At 61.3% G+C, this 25,539-nt stretch carries 26 protein-coding genes and 1 tRNA gene; 8 read left to right on the top strand and 19 right to left on the bottom strand.

The window, feature by feature from the left end:
* Together HMPREF2743_RS08700 and HMPREF2743_RS08705 are read left to right on the top strand one after the other, a co-directional pair.
* Window positions 1–702 (top strand): ATP-binding cassette domain-containing protein (locus HMPREF2743_RS08700; protein ID WP_141761407.1); only part of this gene is annotated, 702 nt, incomplete at its 5' end.
* Window positions 703–762: 60 nt separating this feature from the next.
* Entirely contained in the window at window positions 763–2,460 is a 1,698-nt protein-coding gene (locus tag HMPREF2743_RS08705; protein ID WP_070525322.1) for an ABC transporter family substrate-binding protein, read from the top strand.
* Between the two features lie 124 nt (window positions 2,461–2,584).
* On the opposite strand, the gene HMPREF2743_RS08710 is transcribed toward HMPREF2743_RS08705, so the two are convergent.
* The 5 genes from HMPREF2743_RS08710 to HMPREF2743_RS08730 form a co-directional block, all read right to left on the bottom strand.
* The gene (locus HMPREF2743_RS08710; protein ID WP_070525320.1) at window positions 2,585–3,781 is read right to left on the bottom strand and encodes an SPFH domain-containing protein; all 1,197 of its coding nucleotides are present in this window, start codon (window positions 3,779–3,781) and stop codon (window positions 2,585–2,587) included.
* A 104-nt stretch (window positions 3,782–3,885) separates the two neighbouring features.
* Window positions 3,886–5,136 carry an alpha/beta fold hydrolase gene (locus HMPREF2743_RS08715; protein WP_070525318.1) on the bottom strand — a complete coding sequence of 417 codons (1,251 nt, stop codon included), beginning with the start codon at window positions 5,134–5,136 and terminating at the stop codon, window positions 3,886–3,888.
* A gap of 4 nt (window positions 5,137–5,140) precedes the next feature.
* Window positions 5,141–6,010, bottom strand: coding sequence for a pyruvate formate-lyase-activating protein (gene pflA / locus HMPREF2743_RS08720; protein ID WP_070818593.1), 870 nt, complete (start codon window positions 6,008–6,010; stop codon window positions 5,141–5,143).
* On the bottom strand, window positions 6,011–6,262 hold the full coding sequence (gene grcA2, locus HMPREF2743_RS08725; protein ID WP_070525314.1) for an autonomous glycyl radical cofactor GrcA2: 252 nt from the start codon (window positions 6,260–6,262) through the stop codon (window positions 6,011–6,013).
* A gap of 35 nt (window positions 6,263–6,297) precedes the next feature.
* On the bottom strand, window positions 6,298–8,409 hold the full coding sequence (locus HMPREF2743_RS08730) for a pyruvate formate lyase family protein (RefSeq protein ID WP_246824488.1): 2,112 nt from the start codon (window positions 8,407–8,409) through the stop codon (window positions 6,298–6,300).
* Window positions 8,410–8,720: 311 nt separating this feature from the next.
* Between HMPREF2743_RS08730 and HMPREF2743_RS08735 the strand changes: the two genes are divergently transcribed.
* The gene (locus HMPREF2743_RS08735) at window positions 8,721–10,688 is read left to right on the top strand and encodes a solute carrier family 23 protein (protein ID WP_371441234.1); all 1,968 of its coding nucleotides are present in this window, start codon (window positions 8,721–8,723) and stop codon (window positions 10,686–10,688) included.
* A gap of 78 nt (window positions 10,689–10,766) precedes the next feature.
* Here HMPREF2743_RS08735 and HMPREF2743_RS08740 read toward each other — a convergent pair whose 3' ends face one another.
* Window positions 10,767–11,372, bottom strand: a complete 606-nt coding sequence (locus tag HMPREF2743_RS08740) for a hypothetical protein (protein ID WP_070525308.1) — start codon at window positions 11,370–11,372, stop codon at window positions 10,767–10,769.
* A gap of 59 nt (window positions 11,373–11,431) precedes the next feature.
* Window positions 11,432–11,752, bottom strand: coding sequence for a hypothetical protein (locus HMPREF2743_RS08745; protein WP_246824489.1), 321 nt, complete (start codon window positions 11,750–11,752; stop codon window positions 11,432–11,434).
* 140 nt (window positions 11,753–11,892) lie between these two features.
* Between HMPREF2743_RS08745 and HMPREF2743_RS08750 the strand changes: the two genes are divergently transcribed.
* Window positions 11,893–12,663, top strand: a complete 771-nt coding sequence (locus HMPREF2743_RS08750) for a DeoR/GlpR family DNA-binding transcription regulator (protein ID WP_070818596.1) — start codon at window positions 11,893–11,895, stop codon at window positions 12,661–12,663.
* Here HMPREF2743_RS08750 and HMPREF2743_RS08755 read toward each other — a convergent pair.
* Both HMPREF2743_RS08755 and HMPREF2743_RS08760 read right to left on the bottom strand, forming a co-directional pair.
* A complete protein-coding gene (locus HMPREF2743_RS08755; RefSeq protein WP_010191247.1) occupies window positions 12,660–13,016 on the bottom strand; it encodes a DUF3817 domain-containing protein in 357 nt (118 codons plus the stop codon). The two genes, HMPREF2743_RS08750 and HMPREF2743_RS08755, sit on opposite strands and share 4 nt — an antisense overlap.
* A complete protein-coding gene (locus tag HMPREF2743_RS08760; RefSeq protein ID WP_010191248.1) occupies window positions 13,013–13,411 on the bottom strand; it encodes a hypothetical protein in 399 nt (132 codons plus the stop codon). The genes HMPREF2743_RS08755 and HMPREF2743_RS08760 overlap by 4 nt, the downstream gene beginning before the upstream one ends.
* A 143-nt stretch (window positions 13,412–13,554) precedes the next feature.
* On the opposite strand from HMPREF2743_RS08760, the gene HMPREF2743_RS08765 reads away from it, so the two are divergent.
* Window positions 13,555–13,636, top strand: a tRNA-Leu gene (locus tag HMPREF2743_RS08765).
* A gap of 333 nt (window positions 13,637–13,969) precedes the next feature.
* Here HMPREF2743_RS08765 and rdgB read toward each other — a convergent pair.
* The 8 genes from rdgB to clpS all read right to left on the bottom strand — a co-directional run bounded on the left by rdgB (window position 13,970) and on the right by clpS (window position 19,516).
* Complete coding sequence (gene rdgB, locus HMPREF2743_RS08770; protein ID WP_070744980.1) at window positions 13,970–14,581, bottom strand: RdgB/HAM1 family non-canonical purine NTP pyrophosphatase; 612 nt, start codon at window positions 14,579–14,581, stop codon at window positions 13,970–13,972.
* Window positions 14,575–15,303: a ribonuclease PH gene (gene rph, locus HMPREF2743_RS08775; RefSeq protein ID WP_070525301.1), complete on the bottom strand. Its 729-nt coding sequence runs from the start codon at window positions 15,301–15,303 to the stop codon at window positions 14,575–14,577. The genes rdgB and rph overlap by 7 nt, the downstream gene beginning before the upstream one ends.
* 22 nt (window positions 15,304–15,325) lie before the next feature.
* Complete coding sequence (locus HMPREF2743_RS08780) at window positions 15,326–16,093, bottom strand: MBL fold metallo-hydrolase (RefSeq protein WP_070525297.1); 768 nt, start codon at window positions 16,091–16,093, stop codon at window positions 15,326–15,328.
* A gap of 67 nt (window positions 16,094–16,160) precedes the next feature.
* Window positions 16,161–16,937 carry a glutamate racemase gene (murI, locus tag HMPREF2743_RS08785; protein ID WP_070525294.1) on the bottom strand — a complete coding sequence of 259 codons (777 nt, stop codon included), beginning with the start codon at window positions 16,935–16,937 and terminating at the stop codon, window positions 16,161–16,163.
* The gene (locus HMPREF2743_RS08790) at window positions 16,937–17,659 is read right to left on the bottom strand and encodes a rhomboid family intramembrane serine protease (protein WP_246824490.1); all 723 of its coding nucleotides are present in this window, start codon (window positions 17,657–17,659) and stop codon (window positions 16,937–16,939) included. Before HMPREF2743_RS08790 ends, murI begins: the two co-directional genes overlap by 1 nt.
* 13 nt (window positions 17,660–17,672) lie before the next feature.
* Window positions 17,673–18,635, bottom strand: a complete 963-nt coding sequence (locus HMPREF2743_RS08795; protein ID WP_070818598.1) for a P1 family peptidase — start codon at window positions 18,633–18,635, stop codon at window positions 17,673–17,675.
* A 4-nt stretch (window positions 18,636–18,639) separates the two neighbouring features.
* Window positions 18,640–19,176, bottom strand: a complete 537-nt coding sequence (locus tag HMPREF2743_RS08800; protein WP_070818599.1) for a DUF2017 domain-containing protein — start codon at window positions 19,174–19,176, stop codon at window positions 18,640–18,642.
* Window positions 19,177–19,180: 4 nt separating this feature from the next.
* Window positions 19,181–19,516, bottom strand: a complete 336-nt coding sequence (clpS, locus tag HMPREF2743_RS08805) for an ATP-dependent Clp protease adapter ClpS (RefSeq protein WP_083321621.1) — start codon at window positions 19,514–19,516, stop codon at window positions 19,181–19,183.
* Between the two features lie 87 nt (window positions 19,517–19,603).
* Here clpS and HMPREF2743_RS08810 point away from each other — a divergent pair, with 87 nt between their 5' ends.
* The 3 genes from HMPREF2743_RS08810 to HMPREF2743_RS08820 are packed head-to-tail and all read left to right on the top strand — an operon-like array spanning window position 19,604 to window position 23,574.
* On the top strand, window positions 19,604–20,182 hold the full coding sequence (locus HMPREF2743_RS08810) for a CAP domain-containing protein (protein ID WP_070818600.1): 579 nt from the start codon (window positions 19,604–19,606) through the stop codon (window positions 20,180–20,182).
* Window positions 20,183–20,223: 41 nt separating this feature from the next.
* Entirely contained in the window at window positions 20,224–21,576 is a 1,353-nt protein-coding gene (locus tag HMPREF2743_RS08815; protein ID WP_070818601.1) for a nicotinate phosphoribosyltransferase, read from the top strand.
* A gap of 36 nt (window positions 21,577–21,612) precedes the next feature.
* Window positions 21,613–23,574: an ATP-dependent DNA helicase gene (locus HMPREF2743_RS08820; RefSeq protein WP_070818602.1), complete on the top strand. Its 1,962-nt coding sequence runs from the start codon at window positions 21,613–21,615 to the stop codon at window positions 23,572–23,574.
* On the opposite strand, the gene HMPREF2743_RS08825 is transcribed toward HMPREF2743_RS08820, so the two are convergent.
* Window positions 23,571–24,296 (bottom strand): peptidyl-tRNA hydrolase, encoded by a 726-nt coding sequence (locus HMPREF2743_RS08825; protein ID WP_070818603.1) that lies wholly within the window; start codon window positions 24,294–24,296, stop codon window positions 23,571–23,573. The two genes, HMPREF2743_RS08820 and HMPREF2743_RS08825, sit on opposite strands and share 4 nt — an antisense overlap.
* Window positions 24,289–25,482, bottom strand: a complete 1,194-nt coding sequence (gene serB, locus HMPREF2743_RS08830) for a phosphoserine phosphatase SerB (protein ID WP_070818604.1) — start codon at window positions 25,480–25,482, stop codon at window positions 24,289–24,291. The genes HMPREF2743_RS08825 and serB overlap by 8 nt, the downstream gene beginning before the upstream one ends.
* Window positions 25,483–25,539 lie beyond the last annotated feature (57 nt).

The raw sequence follows: 25,539 nt of genomic DNA on the forward strand, positions 1-25,539 counted from the left end.
GTGGGCGAGTCCGGCTCCGGCAAGACCACCACCCTGCTGGAAATCATGGACCTGAACCCGCCCGAGGGTTCCACCATCGTTGTCAACGGCACCAACACCTCCGGCTTGAGCGCGTCCGCACGCCGAAAGCTGCGCAAGGACATCCAAATCGTCTTCCAGGACCCGATGAGCTCGCTCAACCCACGTATGACCATCCGCGAGATCATCGCTGAGCCGCTGGAGTCGCTGGGGTACGAGGGGGACGTCGGCCAGCGCGTGGCTGAGCTGATGCAGCTCGTCGGTCTGGAATCCCACCAGGTGGATCGCTTCCCCGGACACTTCTCCGGCGGACAGCGCCAGCGCATCGGCCTGGCCCGTGCTCTGGCCACCAACCCCTCCATCGTGGTGCTCGATGAGCCCGTCTCCGCCCTCGACGTCTCCATCCAGGCCGGCATCATCAACCTGCTGCACGACCTGAAGAACCGCCTGGGCATCTCCTTGGTGTTCGTGGCCCACGACCTGTCCGTTGTGCGCCACCTTTCCGACAAGGTCGCCGTGATGTACAAGGGCGACTTCGTGGAATACGGCCCCACGGACGAGGTCTTTGACAACCCGCAACACGCCTATACCCGCGCGCTGCTCTCCGCCATCCCGGTGCCGGATCCAGCCGTGGAGCGTGACCGGGTGCGCGAGATTTACCAGCCCGCCGAAACCCCGGCTTAGCAAGACTTATAACTAAATACTCACCTTTGTCTCCATGTTTCCTCTCGAAAGGACACACATATGAATATGAAGCTCCGCAGGACCGCCCTCGCAGTGGTCACCGCCTCTGCCCTCATCCTCACCGGCTGCGCCTCCGATGGCGGCTCCGGCTCCGATGGATCAGGGAATTCCGCCTCCGGCGAGAAGCTCGACGTCAAGCTGGACGGCTCCTACAACCCCAAGGACCGCTCCGAGCTCAAGGAGGGTGGCGAGCTGCGCTTGGCTATCGACGAGATCTCCCAGCAGCAGAACACCTTCCAGGCCGACGCCACCTCATACACCCTGAGCCTGTGGAAGTACTACAACCCGCAAATTGGCCTCTTCGATGGCGCGGGTGAGTTCCACGTCAACAATGACTACATCACCGACGTCAAAGACGAAGAAAAGGACGGAAAGACTGTCGTCACCTTCACCATCCACGAGAAGGCGCAGTACAACGACGGTACTCCGATTGACTGGAAATCCTTTGAGAACACGTGGAAGTTCAACAACGGTGAGAACAAGGACGTCAACGTTAGCGCCACCGACGGCTACGAGCTCATCGAGTCCGTCAAGCCAGGTGAGAACGACAAGCAGGCCGTCATCACCTTTAAACAGGCCTATCCGTGGTGGCAGGGTCTGTTCAACGTCCTGCTCCCGCCACAGGTTGACTCCGCGGAGAAGTTCAACGAGGCCTACCTGGGCAAGGTCCACCCGGAGTGGGGTGCGGGCCCGTACAAGGTCGAAAGCGTCGACTTCAAGAACGGCAGCGCTACCTTCGTCCCGAACGAGAAGTGGTGGGGTGATAAGCCTTTCCTGGACAAGGTGACTTACCGCCAGATGGAAGACCAGGCTTCCATTAACGCCTTCAAGGCCGGCGAAATCGACGCCACCGGCGTGGCCAACAAGGAACGCCTGGCAGCCGTCAAGGACATGCCCGACGTTGAAATTCGCACCGCCATGACCCCAGGCAAGAACCTGTACACGCTCAACTCCAAGAACGAGATCCTCTCTGACATCAAGGTGCGCGAAGCCATCATGACCGGTATCGACCGCGCCACGCTCTCCGGTATCCGCTTCAACGGACTCAACGGCTACACCGAGGACCTGCCAGGCTCCTTCAACCTCTACCAAACCCAGAAGGGCTACGAGGACAACGTCGGCGCAGTCATTTCTTTCGATCCAGAGAAGGCCAAGTCGCTCCTCGATGAGGCCGGCTGGAAGGAAGGCGGCGACGGCATCCGCGAGAAGGACGGCAAGAAGCTGTCCATGCGCTACACGCTGCTGGGAGATTCTTCCATCAGCAAGGCCATGGCGACCGCCACCCAAAAGATGATGAAGGATATCGGCGTGGACCTGAAGGTGGAGGAACGCCCAGTCTCTGACTTCTCTGAGATCACCTCCAAGTACGACTTCGATATTCTGCCTATGGGTTTCTCATCCGGTGATCCCTTCGGTGTCGCTTACTTCGGCCAGACCTATCGCTCCGGCTCCCAGCTCAACCGCTCCGGTACGGGTACGCCAGAACTGGACAAGAAGATCGACGAGCTATCCCAGATCGCTGACCCAGACGAGCAGATCAAAAGATCCAATGAGCTGGAGAAAGAAGCCCTTGCCCAGTACGGCATCATTCCTATCTTCAACGGCCCGACCATGGTTGCGACCCACCCCGATATCGCAAACTTCGGTGCCAACTCCTTCGCCGTCATTGAGGTGGAGAACATCGGCTACGTCAAGTAGGTAGCGTGCTCGGCGCTGCACCACATGATGCGCGGTGCCTAGCTATCACGTCCGCTGTGTAGGGCAACGACAAGAGGGCCTTCCCAAACTGCGGGAAGGCCCTCTTCGGGTGTTTTAACTGTGTTTAGTTGTCCTTGTTGAGCTGGTTGCGCAACTGATCAAAGTAGTCACGCGCGCTCTGCGGCTGGTTGTTGCCCTGCGGCGGGGCTGGGAAGCCCGAAATCTGACCAAAGCCCTGGCCCTGCTGAGCGTTCTGCACCTGTTCTTGTGCCTGCTGCTGTGCGCGCTGTGCCTGTTCCATCGCTTCAGCTTCGCGGCGGGCACGCTCATCGCGCTCGCGGCGCTCCTGCTCCTCACGGCGGCGGCGCTCAGCGGCGGTGTCCTCGCGGCTGTGCTTTGCTTCGCCGGCCGGCACCTTCGGCTTCGGGGCTTCATTAATAGCGTTAGTGGACAGCAACGTATCGCGCATACCGCCGAAGAGATCCTGCATGCCGCCCGGGTTGGACGGCATGTAGAGCACGTTGGTGTGAGCGCGGTCGGCCACATCCACCATGGCGTCGAGGTACTGGGACACCAGCATGAGGGTCTCGGGGTTCTCCTGCACGCCGGCAGCACGCAGCAGCTCATACTGCTGAGCAATACCTTCGACGATCTCCTTACGCTGGTCAGCCACACCGCGGCCCTGCAGCTTCTTGGCCTCGGCCGCACCTTCGGCTTCCTTGACCACGCGGATCTTCTCGGCCTCTGCCTGGGCGACGGCTGCCTCGCGCTCACGCTGCGCCGCGTTAATGGAGTTCATGGACTCGCGCACGCGGGCATCCGGGCGAATATCGGTGACCAGGGTGTTGACGAAGTTCCAGCCATAGGCGGCCATGTTATCGCGCAGGGACATCGCCACGTTGCGGGCGATGGTGTCCTTGGATGAGAAGGAATCATCCAGGTTCATGTTTGCCACGGAGGAGCGGACGTTGTCCTGAACGTAAGCCACGATCTGCTGCTCGTGGTTGGACAGGGTGTAGAAGGCCTGGCGCTCGCTGCCTTGAACTACCTCGTACTGCACGGCAACGGGGATCTGAACGAAGACGTTGTCCTTGGTCTTGGTTTCCACCATGACATCGAGCTGACGGATCTGCAGGCTGATCTTGGCGCGCACGCGGTCGACATAAGGCACCTTGAAGTGCAAGCCCGCGTGAGCAACGTTCACGAACTTACCCATCCGCTCAATGATGGCGGCTTCCTTCGTCCGGACGATATAGAAACCGTCGAAGGCGGTGGCAATAATAAGTAGGAGAATCACGCCGATGACGATGAGACCGCCCATAGGCTTATCCTTTCTGCTCGATTTAGATTTTCCTAACCAGTGTGCCACACGGTGACCACCACCACACGGCGAGGGAGACTACTCCCCGAGCCCAGTCGAAGCGCTTAACGCTGGTCGGCCACCCGGAAGAGCTCACCCAGAATCCCTGCGCCGTCTTCGCTAATACCGTTGTGCTGGAAGCGGTTGGTCACCACCGGGCGCAAGTCGCGGTAGGTCTCCCCCGTGGCCAGGGAGTCTTCGAAGGGCACGAAGATATCGTCAAGGTAGATGGCGGCGGAGGCGGTAACGGGGGCGTCGGCAAGCTTGGCGGCATCGTACGGCGAGCTTGCCCACTCGTGGGCGGCGAGCTCCTCGGCAGCCTGCTTGAAGGGGCGCAGCGCCGGGTCCTCGTCGAACTGCCAAGGGAAAATGTGCTCGCCGGTCAGACACGTGCCATCCTCGGCGAACTCGGGGAATTCCTCGCGCATGCGGTGCGCCGCCCAGCCGGTGACGGCCTGGCCGCCAACGCCACCGTAAATGGACTCATGGATCGCCGCGTAGAGCGGACCGGCCTGGAAGCTCACGCGGCTACCGACGTTGTTGAGGAAGTCCGAACGCAAGCGCTTCTCGCCGTTCACGGTGCGGAAAGGCTCCTCCAGCAGGTAGCCCAGAGAATCGAATCCGGTGCCGCGTCCCAGCTCAATGCCGATAGTGCGGAAGCGGCGGGAGGACAGGCGCTCCCCTGTCGGCAGCAGCTCCTCTGAGTTGTCCAGGTGGTGGATGAGCTCCTCGATGCGTGCTTGAGCCCACGGGAACTGGGCATAGAAACGTTCGTGACGCACCTTGAGCTTGGCAAAGGTCGTGCGGTAGAGATCATCCGCACCCTTAGTCAGGGTGGGCAGGCCACCGGTGAGAAAGGCACGGCCGATGGAATCGGGGAACATCGAAATATAGGCAGTAATGATGAAGCCGCCAAAGGATTGGCCGTAGAGATCCCAGGAGTCCTCACCGAGGTGCTCGCGCAGGTGCTCGGCATCGCGCACGATATTCTCCTGCCGCAGCTGTGCCAAGCGCTGCGCCGTGCGATCCTCAGCCGGGCTGAGCTCATCGATGCGGTGGCTGCGCCCAGTGCCGCGCTGGTCCATGAGGATCCAGCGGTAGCGCTCCAAGCCCTTGCGGATCAGCCCAGTGGCACCCGTCGGCCGCGGCGCCGGGAAACCCGGCCCGCCCTGGTTATAGAGCAGCGCCGGGTACTTCTCACCGCCCGGCGGGATGATTTCCCGAGCATAGAGCTCGAACTCCCCCGCGGCTGGATTGTCATAGTCCCAGGGGACGGTGATGGTGTGTTCCTTGATGGTATGGCCGAAGCGTTTCATGCTTCTAGTAGACCACGAAACCTTCCTTACGGAACACCTCGCGGATCTCCTCCACGTCTTCCGGCTTCGGTGGCTTTGTGTCCTCCAGGGTGTACGGGTAGCCCAGCTCGTGCCACTTGTCCGCGCCCATGTTGTGGAAGGGCAGCACCTCAATGCGCTCAATATTGCTCTTCCAGCGGGAGACGATCTTGGCTACGTTGGCGACGTTCTCGGGGCTGTCGGTAAGCCCCGGCACCACCACGAAGCGAATCCAGACCGGCTTGCCCATGGCGTTGAGGCGATCCCCAAAATCGATCGTCGGCTGCAGCTCGCGGCGGGTGACCTTCTTATAGGTCTCCTCGTCACCAGACTTGACGTCCAAGAGCACCAGGTCGATATTGTCCAGGTCCTCATCGCGCAGGCGCGCGCCGAGGTAACCCGAGGTGTCGATCGTGGTGTGGATGCCTGCATCGTGAACTTCCTTGAGCAGGCGCCGCGCGAAGGCGATCTGGAAGAGCGGCTCACCACCCGAAATGGTCAGCCCACCACCGGAGGCCTTGAAGACGGGCTTATAGCGCTTGATGCGCTTGACCACATCCTCGATGCGCTCCAAGGTGCCGACCTTCATTTCCATGGTGTCGGGGTTGTGGCAATACTGGCAGCGCAACGGGCAACCCGACATGAACATGGTCATGCGGGTTCCAGGCCCATCCACGGCCGTCACCAGCTCCCAGGAGTGCACGAGCGCGACATCGCCAGAGCGGCGGGCTTGCATCAACTCCGGGCGGGTGTAGCCCTCGAGGTCATTATCCGTTCCTAAACCGGCGGCGGCGCCGCGCACCTTCTCCCCTTCTTCTGGGGTAAGGCGCACGACGCCGGTAATGCCATCTGCCATTTAGGAGCCCTGGTGGAAGGTACGGGAGATGACGTCGAGCTGCTGCTCGCGGGTGAGCTTCACAAAGTTCACCGCGTAGCCGGAAACGCGGACCGTGAGGTTCGGGTACTTCTCCGGGTGCTCAACGGCGTCCTCCAGGGTGGACTTGTCCAGGACGTTGATGTTGGCGTGGTAGAGGCCCGAGTTCATGTTGTTGGCGGTGCGGCTGGCCTTCATGGAAGCGAGGCGCTCGTCGAAAGTTTTGGTTGCCATGTTGTGTTCTCCTTAGGAAGTGGTGTGGATGTGGTCTATTCGGAATCCATGATGAAGCCGGCGTCGAGGACGCCCACCAGGTTGGTGATACGCTCCTCCGGGGTGCGGCCCAATCCGGACGGGGTGATGGTGTTGGTCAGCGAGATGCCGTCGAGTGCATCCTTGTAGTCCAGCTTGCCTACCGACAGCATGGAGGCAACCATGCCGTGGCTATCCGCGCCGTTCTCCGGGTTGGCGCCCGGCGCGAACGGGGTGCCCGCCTCGTGGCCGGACGGGAAGGCACCGGTGGCCTTGCCGTAGACCACGTTGGAGGTAATGGTCAGCACCGACTGGGTGGGGATGGCGTTGCGGTACATCGGGATGGCCTTAATCTTCTCCATCACGGTGTGAACGATGGTGGCGGCGATGTCATCGGCGCGGTCATCATCGTTGCCGTAGAAGGGGAAGTCACCTTCCGTCTTGTAGTCCACGATCAGACCGGAATCATCGCGCACCGGGTAGACCTTGGCGTACTTGATGGCGGAGAGCGAGTCCGCCACGATGGACAGGCCGGCGATACCGCAGCCCATGGAGCGCACGATGTCCGAATCGTGCAGCGCCATCTCGATCGACTCGTAGGCGTACTTGTCGTGGCAGTAGTGGATGATGTTGAGGGCTTCAACGTAGGTGCCCACAACCCAGTCCAGCATCTCCTCGTACTTCTGCCAGACCTCGTCGAAGTCGAGCGGGCCGTCTCCCTGGATTGCTTCATAGCCGTCCACGACCTGCTTGCCGCTGACCTCGTCGCGGCCGCCGTTGATGGCGTAGAGCAGGGCCTTCGCAGCGTTGACGCGGGCACCGAAGAACTGCATTTGCTTGCCGACGGCCATCGGGGACACGCAGCACGCAATTGCGGCGTCGTCGCCCCACTGCTCACGAATCTGCTTATCGGACTCGTACTGGATGGAAGAGGTCTCAATCGAGATATGAGCGCAGAATTCCTTGTAGCCCGCCGGCAGCTGCGGATCCCAGAAGATGGTGATGTTCGGCTCCGGTGACGGGCCCAGGTTGATCAGCGTCTGCAGCAGACGGAAGGAAGTCTTGGTCACCATGTGGCGGCCATCGTCGCCAAAGCCGGCATCGGACCAGGTTGCCCAGTACGGGTCACCGGAGAAGATCTGGTCATAGTCCTCGGTGCGCAGGAAGCGCACGATGCGCAGCTTGAGCACGAGCTGGTCGATGATCTCCTGGGCGTCTTCCTCGGTGATGGTGCCAGCGGCAAGGTCGCGCTCGAAGTAGCAGTCGAAGAATGCGGAGAGGCGGCCGATGGACATGGCGGCGCCGTCCTGGGACTTAATGGAGGCCAAGTAGCCAAAGTAGGTCCACTGCACTGCCTCGTGGGCGGTCTTCGCGGGCTTCGAGATATCGAAACCATAGGACTCAGCCATGACCTTGAGCTTCTTCAGCGCCTTGATCTGCTCGGCGTGCTCCTCGCGGTAGCGTGCCCAGTGCTCGGAGAATCCGATATCACCGACTGCGTGCTTGGAAGCCTCCTTCTCAGCGATGAGGTAATCCACGCCGTAGAGTGCCACGCGGCGGTAGTCACCAATGATGCGGCCACGGCCATAGGCATCCGGCAGGCCGGTGATGATGTGAGAGGAACGCGCTGCGCGGATGCGCGGGGTGTAGATATCGAAGACCGCGTCATTGTGGGTCTTGCGGTAGCGGGTGAAGATCTTCTCTACGTCTGGGTCAACTTCCTTGCCGGCCTCGAAGATAGCCTGCTTGACCATGCGCCAGCCGCCGTTGGGCATCATGGCGCGCTTCAGCGGAGAATCCGTCTGCAGGCCCACGATGACGTTGTCGTCCTCACAGATGTAACCGGCCGGGAAAGCATCGATATCGCTCGGGGTGTGGGTATCCACGTCGAAGATGCGCTTTTGGCGCTCGACGGACAGGTAATTCTTCTCCAAATGATCCCACACGCGCTGCGTCTTCTCGGTGGGCCCAGCGAGGAAGGAGGAATCCCCGCCATAAGGGGTGTAGTTGCGCTGGATAAAATCACGAACGTCAATGTTCTCAGTCCACGGGCCGGGCTCGAAGCCCTTCCATGCCTCGAACTGCACGGACTGTTCAGTTGCGGTGGTCACTATATTGACTCCCTTCATAGTTCACACGACGCGTAATGCTTAGTCGCAGAAGGGCTTTAGGTGACTTCGGTTCACAGGTAATTCGGTCAACCCGTTTCGTCACCGAACCCCTCTCTGTAGCCCATAGTAGGGGTAAGGACGCATAACCTCATATCTGCAAATATGTGCCAAGCACCACCAAACGGGCTGGTTTAAGCACTGCACAGGTCAGCTCAGTCATAGGTAACGACCGTACGGTTGGAAGCGGGGGTAAAGCACCCCCTGACGTGGCCTTTCCCACACCTTTTGGGGCGAGCTCTTGGTGCGTGTCCTTGCGGCGCTCTATTGTTATGCGCAGTATCCTCGACTCGCTTTTTAGCAAGGAGCCTCCCCGCGTGTCCGACACCGCCGCTACAGCTAGCCCCGCCACTCCCCCAACGCACCCCGTTGATGTTGTCCCGCCAGCGCCCAAGTTAGCGGCGCTCGGTCTCCAGCACGTTCTCGCTTTCTACGCTGGCGCGGTCATCGTCCCGCTGCTTATCGCGGGTTCGCTCGGGCTGGATGAGGCCACCACGATCCACCTCATCAACGCTGACCTGTTGACCTGTGGTCTGGCCACGTTGATCCAGGCGGTGGGCGTCGGCAAGCACATCGGCGTCCGGCTGCCCATCATCCAGGGCGTGACCACCACGGCGGTCAGCCCCATCATCGCCATTGGTATGAGCGCGGGCGACCAGCCGCTGCCCACGATTTATGGCGCAATTATTGCTGCCGGTATCTTTACCTTTTTCGCTGCGCCGGTCTTTGGACGCGTGCTCAAATACTTCCCGCCGATTGTCACCGGCACCGTGCTTCTGGTCATGGGTACGTCGCTGCTGGCGGTCTCAGCAAATGACTTTGTTAATTACGCTGACGGGGTGCCGGCCGCGCGTGACTTGCTCTATGGCTTCGGCACGCTGGCCATCATCATTGTTGTGCAGCGCTTCTTCCGCGGCTTCCTGGGCACGCTGTCTGTGTTGCTCGGTTTGGTCATTGGCACCGGCGTGGCCTTCCTATTGGGCGATACCTCCTTTGACGGCGTGCGCGAGGCCGATGCCATCGGTATGACTACCCCCTTCTACTTCGGTATGCCGAAGTTCGACATCATGGCGATTCTCTCCCTCATCATCGTCATGATCATCACCATGGTGGAAACCACCGGCGATGTCTTCGCTACCGGTGAGATTGTGAAGAAGCGCATCAAGCGCGATGACGTGGTGCGCGCCATTCGCGCCGATGGCCTCTCCACCACCCTGGGCGGCGTGATGAACTCCTTCCCCTACACCTGCTTCGCGCAAAACGTCGGCTTGGTTCGCCTCACCGGCGTGAAGTCCCGCTGGGTGGCTGTATCGGCAGCCGGTTTCATGATCATCCTGGGCCTGCTGCCCAAGGCCGCTGCCGTGGTGGCGGCTATCCCCTCCCCGGTGCTCGGCGGCGCATCCCTCGCACTCTTCGCCAACGTTGCCTGGGCCGGCCTGCAGACCATTGCGAAAGAAGACATCACCGACGGCCGCAACGCCGCCATCGTTACCACCGCGCTGGGGCTGGCCATGCTGGTCACCTTCAAGCCGGACGTCGCCACCGCCTTCCCGGAGTGGGCGCAGATCTTTGTCTCCTCCGGAATGTCCATCGGCGCGATTACGGCGATTCTCCTCAACTTGCTGTTCTTCCACGTCGGTGCGCAGTCGGGTGATGATGTCAGCCGCCTCGACGGCGCCGGCGTCTCCCTTAAGGAGCTCAACGAGATGGAGCGCGACAGCTTCGTCAGCGCCCTGCGCCCGCTCTTCAACAACGAAACCTGGCCGCTTGAGGCCGCCTGGGAGCTACGTCCCTTCCAGGACGTCAGCCAGCTGCGGGAAGCAATCCAAGTTGCGGTACTCACCGCCCCGAGTGAGCAGCACCGTGCACTGATCCACGACTACCCGGCGATGGATGAGCTGCTGCTTGTCGACGCTGACTCGGCCGCCACCATCTCCGCCGACCGCGGTTCCTTGGCCCTGGATGACCTCGATGATGTCCAAACGCAGCAGCTTATCGACGTCTCACAGGCCTACCGCGAGCGCTTCGACATGCCTTTTGTGGCATACCTGGACACCAACGACTCGGCCGACCGGGTTATCGATGCGGGCGTGCGCCGCCTGTCCAACTCGGATGAGCTGGAACAGCGCGTGGTCTTGAGCGAAATCATCGAGATTGCCAACGACCGCTTCGACATCCTCCTCGCGGACGCCAACCCGGTACGCGCTTATTGGGACCGCAAGTTCACGGAGGTGGAATGAACATAGTTCATTCCACGTAAAGAGGACACTCGACGTTAAAAGGTTCATTCCACGTTAAAAGGTCACTCGACGTGGGATCTAGCTGAACTCCATGGTGACCTGGGCTTCGGAGTCCACTCCGCGAATGATGCCTTCATAAAAGCTGCGGGCTTGGTCTTGTAAGAGCTCGCGGTTGTCGTTGATGTCCTTGCGCTTCTTATCGGCGCTGAGGACGTCCGACACCGTGGATGCGGCGTCGAGTGGCTGCGTGGTCCAGCTGAGAACTCCGTTGTTCTCCACGGCGGTCTTGAACTCCTCGTCGGTATGCCCAATGAAGATAAAGTCCGGAATGTGGACCGTGTAGGAATGCTCGCCGGTTTCGGTGACGCGAACTTCCTTGCCTTCGATACCGAGCTTCGCTTTATAGGAATACTGCACAAACTGGGTGCGGTCGGTCCACGGAACCTTCACACCAAATACCTGCCCAGCGGAGGATTTTTCCGCCAGCCCCTGGATACCCAGGCCCAGGAGCACAACCTGCTCCTCGCGCTCGACCGCTTTGACCACCTGAGAGTTCGTGGACTGAACTGGGGCGCTATAAACCTCGTGCGGTTGGCGCACAGCGTAAACACCAAGCGCAGCGCAAGCCAAGGACAACAGCACCACGAGGGCGATGAGGGTCGTGCTGAGTTTTCGAGGAGACATGAGTCTTAGCCCTTCGTGCGTAGTAGAGATAGCTACGTTCCAGATTAGTCTCCGCAGCTTTAGTACACTTCGCCCGCAGCCACCGAGACGAGAGCCTGTTGCTCAGCGAAAGCAGCAAAAGCCATTAACAGGGTGTCTATATGTGTGCGCAGGTGACGATCCATGACCACCGAGCCTGACTTCCGAAGGCGTTCTTCGGCGACTCCGTTGACGTCGCCAAGCACCAGCACAACCTGGCCGGGAGGAACACCAGCGAATTCTGTGGCGTCGACAATCACGCCGTCGCACGCACGCGCTTCCACTTCGCTACCGATCCACCGGGTAGAAACTCCTTGCGGTGCATAAGTGGCAATGTTCTCAGCGAGCCGCTTACTCATCATAAGCCCAAGGGTAATGGTCTTGCGCATTTCAATCATCTTCCTTAATCCTGCATGACGTGGCTTTTTGCCTTGACAAGCTACAGATTAAAGATTGAAACGCTCACTGTATATGGTCGTTTCAGTTCTATACAATCAGGGGCATGGACAAGGAAGAACGCCAACGCAGAATCATTTGGGCTGTTGACTCGGGAAGCAAAACGGTCAGCCAATTGCAAGAACTCACTGGGGCCTCCGCGGTTACCATCCGCCGAGATCTCACTGAGTTAGAAGAAGCTGGGGCCCTCACGCGCTTTCACGGCGGCGCTCGCCCCGCTGTGCGACGAGGCGCACGCTATCCCCTAGAGGTTCGCCGAAAAGAGGACCCCGCTGGAAAACGCGCTATTGCTGCCGAGGCAGCACGACTAGTCGAGCCCGGCTCCTGTGTTCTCATTGACTCGGGCACGACACCCACGGCCGTCGCCCGAAATCTCGCCGGCATGGACATCACGGCCCTAGCAATGTCCCTGTACGCGGGCGCGGCCTTAGCCAAAACACCCGGCTCCGACGTCATAATTCCCGGCGGAACCGTCAATAGCGATGATCTTGCGGTGTACGGAGCAGAAGCTGTGGACACAGTGATGTCCATGCGCTTCGACCTAGCAATCGTGGGTATCTGCGCGTGTACTCCGTCGGTAGGTCTCATGTCCCCGAATCTCACCGAGGCCACCATTAAGCGGGCTTATTTCCAAGCAGCCAGGCGCGTCATCGTTGTCACCACACCAGAGAAGTTCACCCGCATGTCGGCCCACCGAGTGGCCGACTTTGACCAAGTTGACACGTTCATCACAACAAATGACCTATCCCCAGAGATAGCTCAGGATGTAGTCGATTCCGGCGCCAACCTCATCATGGTGCCTGTGGAAGACTCCTAAAGCTGGAACTGCTCTACAACTTCAGTGCGGCGCTTGTGCTCCATCCAGAAGGAGAGGAACGGAACAACACCGGCGAGCGCCGTGGTAAAGAGCTTGCCTACCGGCCACATGGCACGCGGGCCGAGGACCAAGATGGACACGAGGTAGACCATGTAGGCCACGCCGTGCGCCTGGGCGATGAGCGTGGCCCACGACGGCATCTCCATGCCCACGCCGTACTGCAGGATCATGCGCGCGACAAGAATCAGAAGAAAAATACCGGTAATCGTGGCGGCAATGGAAAAGAACTTCAGCGGGCCACGGATACGCGCTTGACGGTCGGGATGGACAGCGTTGTTCACTGAGTTGCTCATAAATTCTCCTCTTCGGTGCCGCGACGGCGGCGCTGCTTGTTCATAGCGTTGAAGGTTTCCACATCAACCTGTGGACGGGGCGGTAGAAAATCTTCGTCGATCTTGGTGACGGCTTGCTCCTTGGCCGCGCGCACGTCCTCAGCCTCATATTGGGCTGGCTCTTCTCCCCGCTCGAGAGCTTCGTTCTCGGCATCGATACGCTCATTCTCGTAGCGCAGTGCGGTGCGATATGCGTAAACAACAAAAACCGCGAACAGCGGCCATTGGAAGGCGTATCCCAAGTTCTGAAAGGTTCCCGAACCGGAGCGGAACCGAGTCCACTGCCAATAAGCAAGGAATAAAAAGAGCACGACGAAGAGCACAATGAGGGCGATGTGCCACCATCGAACCTTCATCCGCTTTTTCGGTGCTGGGTTGGTGCTCACCCTGAACAGCCTACCCACCACGCCCAGAAAAGTGGATTTCCGTCTATGGCCTGCCGCCCTGTAGGCTAGTGAACGTTGCGCAGAGCCAAGAGTGCTCCGCAGCGACGAAACCCGCGCCCGTGGCGGAATTGGCAGACGCGCTAGATTTAGGTTCTAGTGTCTTATGACGTGTGAGTTCAAGTCTCACCGGGCGCACAATTTCAAACCCCGCGCGAGTTTTCCGTGCGGGCTTTTCTTTACCCCAGCCCTGCGCCCAAATGGTTTTAGTCATATGGTTCCCCTCATCGGGTTCCTCTGGGGGCAAAGAAACCAGCTGAAGCACCGCAGAAGGTTCGTTTGAGGGCAGGAGAACCATGTGAGTAGAACCAAGTGCGGAGGGACCAAAGTTAAGGGACCACCTGCGAGTCAGCTTCTGCGTTTCCCCAGGTGGTTTTCGCAGAATATGCGCAGATGGTCCTTCTAGTTTGGTCCCTCTCAACCAGCCCAGCTCGCGGATGCTGGGGCTAGCCGTCATGGCTCGGCGGATGCTTAGGCTTGGCCGGCGAGGGCCGCCAAAGGTTCGCGCAGCTGCGCCAGTGCGCGGCCGCGGTGCGAAACCGCATTCTTTTCCTCCGGGGACATCTCCGCGGCGGAGCGGGATTCGCCCTCGGGCTGGAAAAGCGGATCGTAGCCAAAGCCATTCTCGCCCTGCGGTGCGGTGAGCACGGCGCCGGGCCAACGGCCCTCCACCACATACTCCTGGCCATCCGGGGTCACCAGGGCGCAGACCGACACGAATGCCGCCGCGCGGCGCTCCGCGGGCACGTGGGACATCTGCCCCAGCAGCAACTGGTTGTTCGCTTCATCGTCGCCATGTCCGCCCGACCAGCGGGCCGAAAGCACGCCCGGCATGCCGTTGAGTTCTTCCACCGCGAGGCCGGAATCATCCGCAATCGTCGCTAGGCCGGTGTGCTTCACCCCGGCGCGCGCCTTGATCAACGCATTGTCGGCAAAGGTGCGACCGTCCTCCACGGGCTCCGGGTAAGCCTCCACCGCGGACAGGGGGAGCAACTCGATGCCCGCGATGCCGGCATCGGCGAGAATCTTTTCCAGTTCCTTGAGCTTCTTGGCATTATTCGAAGCGACGAGGAGCTTTACCATCCGAGGGCCGCCTTTTGAGCGTCGATAAGCTGGGCGCAGCCAGCCTGAGCCACATCCAACATGTCGTTGAGCTCCGCGCGGCCGAACAGACCGTGCTCGCCGGTGCCCTGAATCTCGACGAAGTCTCCGCCCTCCTGCATCACCACGTTGAGATCAACCTCCGCGCGGGAGTCCTCCTCATAGGGCAGATCGAGGCACACGTGGCCATCGATGATGCCGACGGAAACAGCAGCGATGGGATCCAGCAGCGGCTCGCCCGGGACGACACCTTCCTCCTTGAGGTAGGCAATCGCATCAGCCAGCGCCACATACGCGCCGGTGATCGACGCCGTGCGGGTACCGCCGTCTGCCTGCAGCACGTCGCAATCCAGCTGGATGGTGTTCTCCCCCAGCTCAGACAGGTCCACCGCTGCGCGCAGGCTGCGGCCCACCAGACGTGAAATCTCGTGGGTGCGGCCCTTGACCTTGCCCTTCATCGACTCGCGAGGCATGCGATCGTGGGTGGCCGAAGGCAACATCGCGTACTCAGCGGTCAACCAGCCCTCGCCGGAGTCCTTCTTGAAGCGCGGCACTCCGAATTCCACGGAAGCCGTACACATGACTCGGGTGTTGCCGAACTCCACCAAGACCGACCCGGCCGGGTTGGTGGTGAAGTTGCGGGTAATGCGAACGCTACGGAGTTGGTCGAGCGCGCGACCATCAGCACGAGTGAAATCAGTCATGCCCACTACCCTACCGCGCGTATTAGAACTCGAGCTCCATCCCGGCAGCGCCGACGACGATCTCTCCGTCGAACTCGCGAGCAGCTGCTGCGTAGGTGGCGGCGGCATCGCCCCACGGCTGGAGGTGAACGAGCACCAGCTTCTTCACACCCGCTTCACGCGCCAGGCGTCCGGCTTCTGCTCCCGACATATGCATGTCTGGGGCTTTATCCTCCGAGGTCTCGCCCCATGCAGCCTCACAAAGGAAAGCATCCACACCCTGGGCAGCCTCAACGAGCGCGGGTGTATAGGCCGAATCCGCGGAATAGCACAAGGTTGCTCCGGTTTTGGAGTGCTCGACGCGCAAGGCATACGTCTCTACCGGGTGCACGGTTCGGAAAGGCGTGATGTAGACATCGTCGACAAGCTGGCGTTCCCGATCCACCCAGGGGCTGAACGCAAATGTATCGCTCATGTCATCCACCCCGTCCGGGGCATCCGAGGACAACCGGCCCAGGTGGGTCTCAGTCGTCGACGGCCCGAGGCAGAAATTACGGGACGCCGCGGGTGCTGTGGGGTGGAAGCGACGCCACACCATCAAAGACGGAAAGTCCAAGCAGTGATCGGCGTGGAGATGAGTTAATGCCACGTGGGCATCGCAAGGATCCTGGAGTTCCTGCAGGCGTGCAAGCGTACCCGGGCCCAAGTCCATGATGATGGACGGAGCAGAGGGAAAAGACAAGAGATAGCCAGAGGCCGGATTACCCACGGTGGGCACCGAGCCGGAACAGCCTAGGATGGTCAGCTTCATGCGTTCAATAGTTCCACGAAACAACGGGGGATGCGGGATTTGCGTCGATTGTACATCTTCACCAGCACTAAATCTTGGGTCCCAAGAAGCGCGTGGCCAAGAGCTCGAATGCCGCGTGGTCACCCGTGCACTCGAAACTGCGGGTGGGCACCTGCCCCGCTGGGGCGAGCATGTCCGTAGTGGTGAGGATGCGCAAGACATCCTTCGTAGTCTCCTCCGCCGAGGACACTAAAGTGACGTTGTCTCCAATAGCGAGCTGGATGACACCGGTGAGCAGCGGATAGTGCGTGCAGCCAAGAACGAGCGTATCGACGCCCGCCGATTGCAACGGCGAGAGGTAGCCCTCAGCCACACCCAGGATTTGGCGCCCAGCGGTAATGCCGCGCTCGACAAAGTTCACGAAATCAGGACAGGCCACCGCCTCGCATTCGACATTCGGGTTGACGGCAAAAAGATCTTGGTACGCGCCTGAATTAATGGTGCCCTCCGTGCCGATGACGCCAATCTTGCCGTTGCGGGTGGTGGCGATGGCGCGGCGCACGGCCGGGCGGATGACCTCGACGACCGGAATGTCATAGCGCTCCCGGGCATCGTGCAGGAAGGCGGCCGTGGCGGTGTTGCAGGCGATCACCAACATTTTGCAGCCGCGCTCCACGAGCTCATCCGCAATCGCGGTGGAAAGCTCACGCACTTGGGCAATGGGCCGTGGGCCATAGGGCGCATGGGCGGTATCGCCGATGTAGATAATGGATTCGTCGGGAAGCTGCTCGATGATGGTACGCGCGACAGTCAGGCCGCCCACGCCCGAATCAAAAATCCCGATGGGAGATGTTGCATCAGGCATTAGCGCGTGACTCCTTGGGGTGCAGGCTTAACCTTCTTAATTGGGTCATCCGAGGTGATCACCATTCCCGCGACGATGCCACCGATGGCACCGAAAAGGTGTCCCTGCCAGCTGACCCCCTCATAGATAGGCAACACGCCCCAGATGAGGCCGGAATAGGCAAAGCCCAACCCCACGCCAACAAGGAACTGGCCCAACGAGCGGTTAAAGATTCCCCGCACGATGAGGTAGGCCAACCAGCCATACACCATTCCTGAGGCACCAATGTGCGATGTTCCCGGCCCGCCCAATAGCCACGTGCCTATGCCCGCAATGAGCACCACGATGACGGTGACCTCCCACCATGCCTTGCGGCCGGAGAGACCGATCAGGAAACAAAAGACCGCACCGGGCAGCGAGTTACCGATGAGATGCTCAAAGTTTGCGTGGAGAAGCGGCGCGGTGAAAATCCCCCAAATGCCGTTGAAATCCAGAGGGTGAATTCCGTACTGGCCCAGCTCGCTTCCAAAGAACAGGAAGTTAATGATGTGGATGATCCACTCGACGGCCAGGAAGCCCACCGTTAAAGACGCAGCCGTTTTCAGGCGTCCGGCCCGAGTGTAATTCTTGGAATCCCCCGTGTTGAGAACAGCTTGCTGCCCCGCGCCGGGAGTTGCCGGGCGGGGCTGGAAGGGGTTGGGCTCATGCGAATGCTGCTGGCCAAAGGGTCCACTCGTCGTCATAATGCCTCCAACTTTAGCAAGCGCGCAGCGAGGAATACGTCTCCAAACCCAGCCCCGGGGTGGCGCTCACCACGGCATCGACGATGGCTGCCTCAACGGCGTCGGCAGCGGCTGCGCTTAACGACGCCAACTCCGCAGCACCGATGCCCTGATCCGCAGGCTGTGTTCCGGAGGCGGCGGCAAAAAGCGTATCTCCATCCAGTGGGGAATGCGCCGGGCGAACCGCCCGGGCGATGCCGTCGTGGCCCGCTAACGCAAGACGTTTAACCTGGGCCTTGCTCAACGGGGCATCGGTCAACACCGCACCGATGGTGGTATTCAGACGGGAGGTGCCCGTAAAAGCCTCGGCTAGGCTGCGAGCCGCGGCAAACTTCTCAACGTCGACGGCTGGTACACCCGGCGCACCAAACAAGCGCCCAGTCTCAGCATCAATCACCTGCCCCACCGGGTTGGCTACGACGACCGCGGCGACGGTGAACGGGGAGGCATCGACAAACGCGGTGCCCACCCCACCCCGGATCTTGCCTGCGCAGGCGCCGGTTCCTGCGCCCACGCTGCCGCTCGTGGCGTCGTGCCCTGCCAACGCGGCGCGTAGAGCGGCCTCTCCGTCCTCCGCCGTGGGGCGCTGTGGGCCGGCGAGCAGATCAAAAATGACCGCGCCCGGCACGATGGGCACGCGGGGTCCAGGAATATCCTCCCCGAACGCGGGGAATCCGATACCGGCTTCCTCCAAACCACGCATGACGCCGTCCGCAGCCGCCAGACCAAAAGCCGAGCCGCCCGCGAGCACTAGAGCATGAACGCGTTCGACCGTGTTGTGTGGCTCCAGCAGATCCGTCTCGCGTGTTCCGGGGCCTCCGCCGCGCACATCAACGCCAGCCACGGTTCCCTGCTCGCCGCAATAAATGACGGTGACGCCGGTGTCCTCATGGGTGACATGGCCGACGGAAAAGCCCAAGCCTGGAAGCGTCTGCACGGTGCTAGTCCATGATGACGTTGAGCAGCGAATCCTGGCAGAACGCCAGCCATTCCACGAGCGTATCGCGGTCTGCCCCGGGCGCATCCTGCGGCACGTCCCCAGCGGCGATGAAGAGGCGAAGGTCATTGAGTCCAGCGAGGAAGGCATGTGCTTCTTCCTCGCTGATAGCTACCTCTCCCCCGCCGGTGGGACCGAGGGCGGTGTTAATCACTTGAAGGTTTTCCAGCTTGGCGCGCGCAATGTCATTTTCGTGCAGCGAGCGCATCAGCGCATTATCGCCATCGAACTCCTCATCCCCTGCCTTCTTAAAATCGGGGAAGAGACGGGCCAGCGATGGATCCTCCGGTGCTTCGGTGTGGCCGGTGGGCATATCGAGCATGTCCGCCAGCTCGTCCTTGGGCGCTGATTGCGCGCGCGCAATGATGGCCTCGGAGACCGTCGCGGTGAGATCGCCTAAAACTTCGCGCTCCATGGGTTCGAAAACAGTCGTGTATTTCGCACCACGCATGAAGGACTTCTTTTTCTTCCAAGCCTGCATACCCTTATCCTGCCTGCTGCATCGTGGCCCACAAGCCGGCGACCTGTAGTTTCTTCACATCGGCTTCGACCTTGTCGCGCTCGCCCGAAGAGACTGCCGCCTTACCTTCGGTATGGACTTGCATCATTAGCTCATTGGCCCGTTTCTTGTCATAGCCCAAAACGGTCTGGAACACGTAGGAAACGTAGCTCATTAGGTTGACTGGGTCATCCCAGACAATGCACATCCACGGCAGGTTTTCGCTCGTTGCGACGTCGACCTCAATCGCCTCATCCAGCTCCGGGGTGGCCATGGGCGAACTCATCACCACGCCCGCGGACGTTTCGTTGTGCGCTTTCATGTCCTCTACCCTAGCTAAATTTTTTCCTATAGCGAGCGGTTATACTGTCATCAACTTTGACCTGATTGTCGTTTCCAGGTGGCACCGATGAATTCTTTCACCCTTCCCCCAGCCGTTACTGACATTCTCGCGGGACACCAACCGGCTAAAGAGGATCTTATCCCCCTCCTACAGCGCATCCTCACCGTGCTTGTCCTCGGTGGCACGCTCGTCACTGCCGTGATCAGCCTGACCACTCCGTCCGAGGACGGCAGCTCGCAGGATCCAGTCCCTCCCGCACCTGAAACGTGCGATTACGAACTTCCCGACGTCCCCGTCCAACGCCAGCTCGCCACCATCCAAGAGGATCTGCTCACGGCGCTCAACGAGTGGCACAAGCAGGACGGTCAGGCCCCGCTGGTGCCCTGGATCGAACGCCAAACCGCTGCCCGCGAAAAGGCGGAGTGCAACGCGGTTACCAAGACGGAAGAGCACACGGATGAAAATGTGCAGATGGTTCAAAATCACCTGCCCTTGGACCAAGCCAGCGGATATGAATTTATCGAGAAATTTCTCGCGTCCCCCTCTCACGTTGCCGCTTTGCGCGACCCCCGGATGACCACTGCCGCGGTAGGCACGGCCTACAACGACGGCGAGGTCTACGTTGTCATTCAGCTTGAGGAATAGAAGAGCTGATTTTTCGGTACTGCCTGAGTAGCATCTTCGATGTGACTACTATCTCAGACAATGTCCAGGGTTCTGGGTTCGAACCTAGCGATCGTTCCACGGCTCTCCTTACCGATAAATATGAGCTGACCATGCTGCAAGCAGCACTACGCGATGGCTCTGCACACCGCCAGGTTGCCTGCGAGGTGTTCGCCCGCCGTCTCCCCAACGAGCGGCGCTATGGTGTCGTTGCCGGCACCGAGCGCGTCCTTCGCGCCGTACGGGATTTCCGCTTCACCGCCCAGCAGCTGGCAGAGATGGACTTCTTGGATGCAGAAACCAAGGAATACCTGGCCAATTACCGGTTCTCTGGGCATATCGATGGCTACCGCGAGGGTGAGCTTTATTTCCCCAATTCGCCGCTGCTGACCGTGCGCGGCACCTTTGGTGAATGCCTGATCCTGGAAACGGTGATCCTGTCCATCATGAATTCCGATTCCGCGGTGGCTTCTGCGGCCTCACGCATGGTTGTGGCTGCGGATGGCCGCCCCATCATCGAGATGGGCTCGCGCCGCACCCACGAATACGCTGCCGTGACCGCCGCCCGCGCCGCCTACCTGGCAGGTTTCCAGGCCACCTCCAACTTGGAAGCCGGCTACCGCTACGACATTCCAGTCTCTGGCACCGCGGCGCATGCGTGGACGTTGGCGCACGTCAACGAGGACGGCACCCCGAACGAAGAGGCGGCTTTCCGCAGCCAGATCGAGACCCTCGGCGTGGATACCACCCTGCTCGTGGATACCTATGACATCACCAAGGGCGTAGAAACCGCCGTGCGCGTAGCCGGCCCCGAGCTGGGCGGTGTGCGCATCGACTCCGGCGACTTGGCCGCGGTCACCCGCCGCGTGCGCAAGCAGCTCGATGACTTGGGCAATCACAACACCAAAATCGTGGTGTCCTCCGACCTCGACGAGTTCGCCATCGCCGGCCTGCGCGGCGATCCCGTCGACGTCTACGGCGTGGGCACCTCGGTAGTCACCGGCTCTGGCGCCCCGACGGCCAGCATGGTGTACAAGGTCGTCGAGGTCGACGGCCACCGAGTAGCCAAGCGCTCCTCCTCGAAGAAGTCGCAGGGTGGGGCGAAGCGTTCCTTACGCGCCTACCGTTCCTCCGGAGTGGCCGTCGAGGAGCTCGTACTCCCCTTCTCCGCCGAGGACCCGGACACGGGCACGCTGCGCACCCGCGAGATGACGGTGCCACTCATGCGCGATGGAGAGATCGTGGACAACTTGCCCACTCTCCACGAATCCCGCGAGTATCTAGCTCAGGCCATCACCACCCTGCCGTGGGAAGGCCTGGCTCTCACCCGCGACGAGCCGGCGGTTCCGACCCGCTTCATCGGCTTCGACTCCTAAGTAGGCAGGCGGTGGCGACCGACTACACTGCCTGACATGCACGACTCAACGGTTGACCTTCTCGACGCCGCCGTCTCCGCCCTCGGCGGCGCGCGGCGTGCCGGCCAGGTACGCATGGCGGAGGCCGTGACCACCGCGTTAGAAAAGGAACGCCACCTCGCTGTGCAGGCGGGAACTGGTACAGGTAAGTCCCTGGCTTACCTCGTTCCCGCCTTCCGCCACGCCCAAGGCACTGGCCACACGGTGATCGTCTCCACCGCCACGCTGGCGCTCCAACGCCAGCTCGTTGAGCGAGACCTGCCGCGCTTGGCCGAGGCCCTCGAGCCGCACTTGGAGAAGAAGCCGACCTTCGCCATCATGAAGGGCCGCTCCAACTACGTCTGCCTCAACAAGGTTTCCCGCGCCGCCGAACTGGAGGATGAGGACGCCTTGCTCGACGAAGACGCTGTTTCTCACCTCGGCCGCCACGTCCAGCGTGTCTACGAGTGGGCGGAAGACACCGAGACGGGTGACCGCGAGGACTTGGAACCAGGCGTGCCAGACTTAGCGTGGCGGCAGGTCTCCGTCACCTCCAACGAGTGCCTTGGCGCCACGCGCTGCCCGCACGGCGAGGATTGCTTCGCGGAACTTGCGCGACGCCGCGCGGCGGACGTCGATATCGTGGTCACCAACCACGCGCTACTCGCCATCGACGCAGTAGCAGACATCAACATCCTGCCGGAGCACGATGTCGTCATCATCGATGAGGCCCACGAGCTCGATGGCCGCATCACCTCAGTCTCTACCGCCGAGATCACCGGGCGCGCCCTGAAGATGGCGGCCAGCCGCGCCAAGTCCCTCGGCGCCAACGGCAAAGACCAACGTCTCACCGAGCAGGCCAACGAGCTGAGCCAGCTCCTCGGGGAGTTCGCGCCCGGACGCTGGACCGACTTGCCAGAGGAAGCCAAGCAACAACTCATGAGCTTGGCGGACACGCTGGCTGACTGCCGCGAGACCATCGCCCGCGCCCCAGAGGGCGAGCAGGCCCAAGACCCGGAAAAATCTGCCGAGCGCCAGAACCTGGCCAATCACCTCGCCAGCCTCGTCGAAGCTATCGCTCGCATCCTCGATGTCTTCGCCACCGGTGACCCCGCAGCACACGCCGACGTGGTCTGGCTGGAGCGCGATGAGCGCACGCTGAACGACACCCTCGCCGTGGCCCCGCTTTCCATCGCCGGAATGCTGCACGAAAAACTCTTCGGCGAACAGACCGTGGTGCTGACCTCCGCCACACTGGCCTTGGGCGGTCGCTTCGACGCCATGGCCGCGCAATGGGGCCTGCCCAAAGGTTCATGGGACAGCCTCGATGTGGGATATCCTTTCGATCCCGCTCGCAGCGGCATCTTGTATACCGCCTCGCATCTACCGCAGCCGGGCCGCGACGGTCTCAGCCCGGAGACGCTCAAGGAAATCCGCGAGCTCATTATGGCTGCGGGCGGGCGCACTCTCGGGCTCTTCTCCTCGCGCCGGGCCGCGCAACAGGCAGCTGAGGAACTCAAGCCCACGCTCCCCTTCGATATCTATCTTCAGGGCGAGGATTCCATCGGCGCGCTGGTGGATAAGTTCACGAAGAACGAAAACTCGTGTCTCTTCGGCACGCTTACGCTCTGGCAGGGCGTCGACGTTCCGGGGCCCTCCTGTTCCCTTGTCCTCATCGACCGCATTCCGTTCCCCCGCCCGGATAACCCCCTCATGCAGGCCCGCACCGAAGCCGCCAAGGCGGCTGGGCGCAATGGTTTCATGGAGGTTTCCGCTACGCACGCGGCGCTGCTTATGGCCCAAGGCGCGGGCCGCCTGCTGCGTTCCGCCAACGACCGCGGGGTCGTCGCGGTCCTCGATAGCCGCTTGGAAACCAAGCGCTATGGCTCCTACCTACGCGCCTCGATGCCGCAGATGTGGCCCACGAGCGACCCTGAGGTTGTACGCGGCGCTCTCAAGCGCCTGGTTGAGGCCCGCTAGGGGCGGCGCAGCGCGCACACCGTGGCTGAGTCCGGGGCGACCTCGGTGAAGCCGGCGTCGCGCACCACCACCGCTCCCGGACGCGCACAAGCCACGGCAAACTCCTCATGGGGAATTTCGCGCACGGACAGCGCAAAGTCCTGTGCTGCCCAGTCTTCTACTTCCTCGGCGCTCATCGCCGCGGCCAACAGCATCGAACCGTGCCCTACTTGTGCTGCGGCCTTTCCCGCGCTCATCGCGAGGGACGCGTCGATGTAGATCACGGGGGCGTCGCCAAGCGCGGGCTCCTGCTCATCTTTCGGGAGGTCGGTATGGCCAATCTGCAGCTTGGCCACGAGCGGGTGCACATCCTGTACCGCTGAGGGGAGGAAAACACGCGCGCGGTTCTCCACGGTGACGCCCGGCAGGGCCTGGACATCACGCCAGGCCTTGTTGCGCGCCCGCCGCGCCACCTTACGAATGCGGTGCCCATACCACTGCCCCAAGGCCTCAGCGAAGGCTCCATCCTGTCCAGCCCGATCGTCGAGGCAGAGCTTGACGACGCCCCTCGCTGCCGCCTCCAACACCTCCGTGCGCTTGGGCGGGTCTTGCTTGGGTAGGTTGAGCGCAATCTGCATCGCCTGGACCGTCTCAGGCTTATCCGGGTCCTCAGGATCATCGCGCCAGCTGCGCTCGCTACACGCTACCGTGAGGCGGCGATGGGCCTCACGGAGGTTATTCACTGGCAACTTCCTCCATTGGGATACCCAGGATCTGCAGGATTTCATCCATGTACGGGTGATTGACGGAGGTATCCGCGACCTCACGCAGAGCAGGCTTGGCGTTGAAGGCGATGCCCAAGCCGGCGGCGGAAATCATGTCGATATCGTTGGCACCGTCACCGACCGCAACGGTCTGCAGCATGCTCAGACCCGAATCCGCGGCGAACTCGCGCAAGAACATTTCCTTGGCCTTGCGGTCCACCACGTCCCCAATGACTCGGCCGGTGAGCTTACCGTCCTCAATTTCGAGGGTGTTGGCGCGCACATAGTCGAGGTCGAGCTCCTGAGCTAGGTCTTCGAGTACCTGGATGAAGCCGCCCGAGACCACTGCCACGCGGTAGCCCATGCGCTTGAGCGTGCGGATGGTGGTGCGCACGCCTGGGGTCAGCTGAATATCGTTGGCAGTTTCCTTGATGACTGACTCCGGCAATCCTGTCAAAGTGGCCACGCGCTCGCGAAGAGACTCCTCGAAATCCAGCTCGCCGCGCATCGCGCGCTCCGTCACCGCGGCAACCTCCGCTTCCTTTCCGGCGTGGGCGGCCAACATCTCGATGACCTCGCCGGTGATGAGGGTGGAGTCGCAGTCAAAGCAAATGAGGCGCTTTGAGCGGCGTTGCAGGCCGGAGCGCTCGATGGCGATGTCCACGCCTTGCTCCGTGGCGAGACGCGCCAACATGGCGCGGACAGGGTCGGAGGCTCCCTCAATCGTGATGTAAAGCTCGAGACCGTTGAGCGGGTACGTAGAAAGCCCGCGGATGCGGTCGATGTTGACGTTGAGATTGGCCAATTCTTTGGCAATCGCCGACATATGGCTGGCGTTGAGCTGGCGCCCTAGCACCACGACGACGTGCGTAGAGCGCGGCCGTGAGGTCGCCTCTTCTTCCCGAAGGTCCACGTTGATGGATTGCGCATAGATGCTCAACGTGTTGCGCAGGCCCTGCTCAAGTGCTTTGAGGCGGGAACCCTGCACTCGGATATACGCGGAAAGGGAGATGCGGCCGGAAAAGATAGCCTGTTCGGCGTCGACGAGCTCGACGTTGTGGGAGCTCAGGACTCGGAAGAAGGCGGCCGATACGCCTGGCTTGTCAGGGCCAGAGGCGGTGACAACGGCAAAGACTTGTTCACTGTGATTATCCACGGGCCTCATTATCGCACACCGCGATCCCGGAATCTCCACCTACGGCAAACGCCGCCTCCCCATCGC

This window comes from Corynebacterium sp. HMSC036D02, from assembly GCF_001836165.1.
Taxonomy (GTDB): Bacteria; Actinomycetota; Actinomycetes; order Mycobacteriales; family Mycobacteriaceae; genus Corynebacterium.

Excerpts from the sequence above, each read along its gene's own strand:
- HMPREF2743_RS08705 (WP_070525322.1), top strand. The coding sequence starts at position 763 with ATGAATATGAAGCTCCGCAGGACCGCCCTCGCAGTGGTCACCGCCTCT.
- HMPREF2743_RS08710 (WP_070525320.1), bottom strand. The coding sequence starts at position 3,781 with ATGGGCGGTCTCATCGTCATCGGCGTGATTCTCCTACTTATTATTGCC.
- HMPREF2743_RS08715 (WP_070525318.1), bottom strand. The coding sequence starts at position 5,136 with ATGAAACGCTTCGGCCATACCATCAAGGAACACACCATCACCGTCCCC.
- pflA (WP_070818593.1), bottom strand. The coding sequence starts at position 6,010 with ATGGCAGATGGCATTACCGGCGTCGTGCGCCTTACCCCAGAAGAAGGG.
- grcA2 (WP_070525314.1), bottom strand. The coding sequence starts at position 6,262 with ATGGCAACCAAAACTTTCGACGAGCGCCTCGCTTCCATGAAGGCCAGC.
- HMPREF2743_RS08730 (WP_246824488.1), bottom strand. The coding sequence starts at position 8,409 with ATGAAGGGAGTCAATATAGTGACCACCGCAACTGAACAGTCCGTGCAG.
- HMPREF2743_RS08735 (WP_371441234.1), top strand. The coding sequence starts at position 8,721 with ATGCGCAGTATCCTCGACTCGCTTTTTAGCAAGGAGCCTCCCCGCGTG.
- HMPREF2743_RS08740 (WP_070525308.1), bottom strand. The coding sequence starts at position 11,372 with ATGTCTCCTCGAAAACTCAGCACGACCCTCATCGCCCTCGTGGTGCTG.
- HMPREF2743_RS08745 (WP_246824489.1), bottom strand. The coding sequence starts at position 11,752 with ATGATGAGTAAGCGGCTCGCTGAGAACATTGCCACTTATGCACCGCAA.
- HMPREF2743_RS08750 (WP_070818596.1), top strand. The coding sequence starts at position 11,893 with ATGGACAAGGAAGAACGCCAACGCAGAATCATTTGGGCTGTTGACTCG.
- HMPREF2743_RS08755 (WP_010191247.1), bottom strand. The coding sequence starts at position 13,016 with ATGAGCAACTCAGTGAACAACGCTGTCCATCCCGACCGTCAAGCGCGT.
- HMPREF2743_RS08760 (WP_010191248.1), bottom strand. The coding sequence starts at position 13,411 with ATGAAGGTTCGATGGTGGCACATCGCCCTCATTGTGCTCTTCGTCGTG.
- rdgB (WP_070744980.1), bottom strand. The coding sequence starts at position 14,581 with ATGGTAAAGCTCCTCGTCGCTTCGAATAATGCCAAGAAGCTCAAGGAA.
- rph (WP_070525301.1), bottom strand. The coding sequence starts at position 15,303 with ATGACTGATTTCACTCGTGCTGATGGTCGCGCGCTCGACCAACTCCGT.
- HMPREF2743_RS08780 (WP_070525297.1), bottom strand. The coding sequence starts at position 16,093 with ATGAAGCTGACCATCCTAGGCTGTTCCGGCTCGGTGCCCACCGTGGGT.
- murI (WP_070525294.1), bottom strand. The coding sequence starts at position 16,937 with ATGCCTGATGCAACATCTCCCATCGGGATTTTTGATTCGGGCGTGGGC.
- HMPREF2743_RS08790 (WP_246824490.1), bottom strand. The coding sequence starts at position 17,659 with ATGACGACGAGTGGACCCTTTGGCCAGCAGCATTCGCATGAGCCCAAC.
- HMPREF2743_RS08800 (WP_070818599.1), bottom strand. The coding sequence starts at position 19,176 with ATGCAGGCTTGGAAGAAAAAGAAGTCCTTCATGCGTGGTGCGAAATAC.
- clpS (WP_083321621.1), bottom strand. The coding sequence starts at position 19,516 with ATGAAAGCGCACAACGAAACGTCCGCGGGCGTGGTGATGAGTTCGCCC.
- HMPREF2743_RS08810 (WP_070818600.1), top strand. The coding sequence starts at position 19,604 with ATGAATTCTTTCACCCTTCCCCCAGCCGTTACTGACATTCTCGCGGGA.
- HMPREF2743_RS08820 (WP_070818602.1), top strand. The coding sequence starts at position 21,613 with ATGCACGACTCAACGGTTGACCTTCTCGACGCCGCCGTCTCCGCCCTC.
- serB (WP_070818604.1), bottom strand. The coding sequence starts at position 25,482 with ATGAGGCCCGTGGATAATCACAGTGAACAAGTCTTTGCCGTTGTCACC.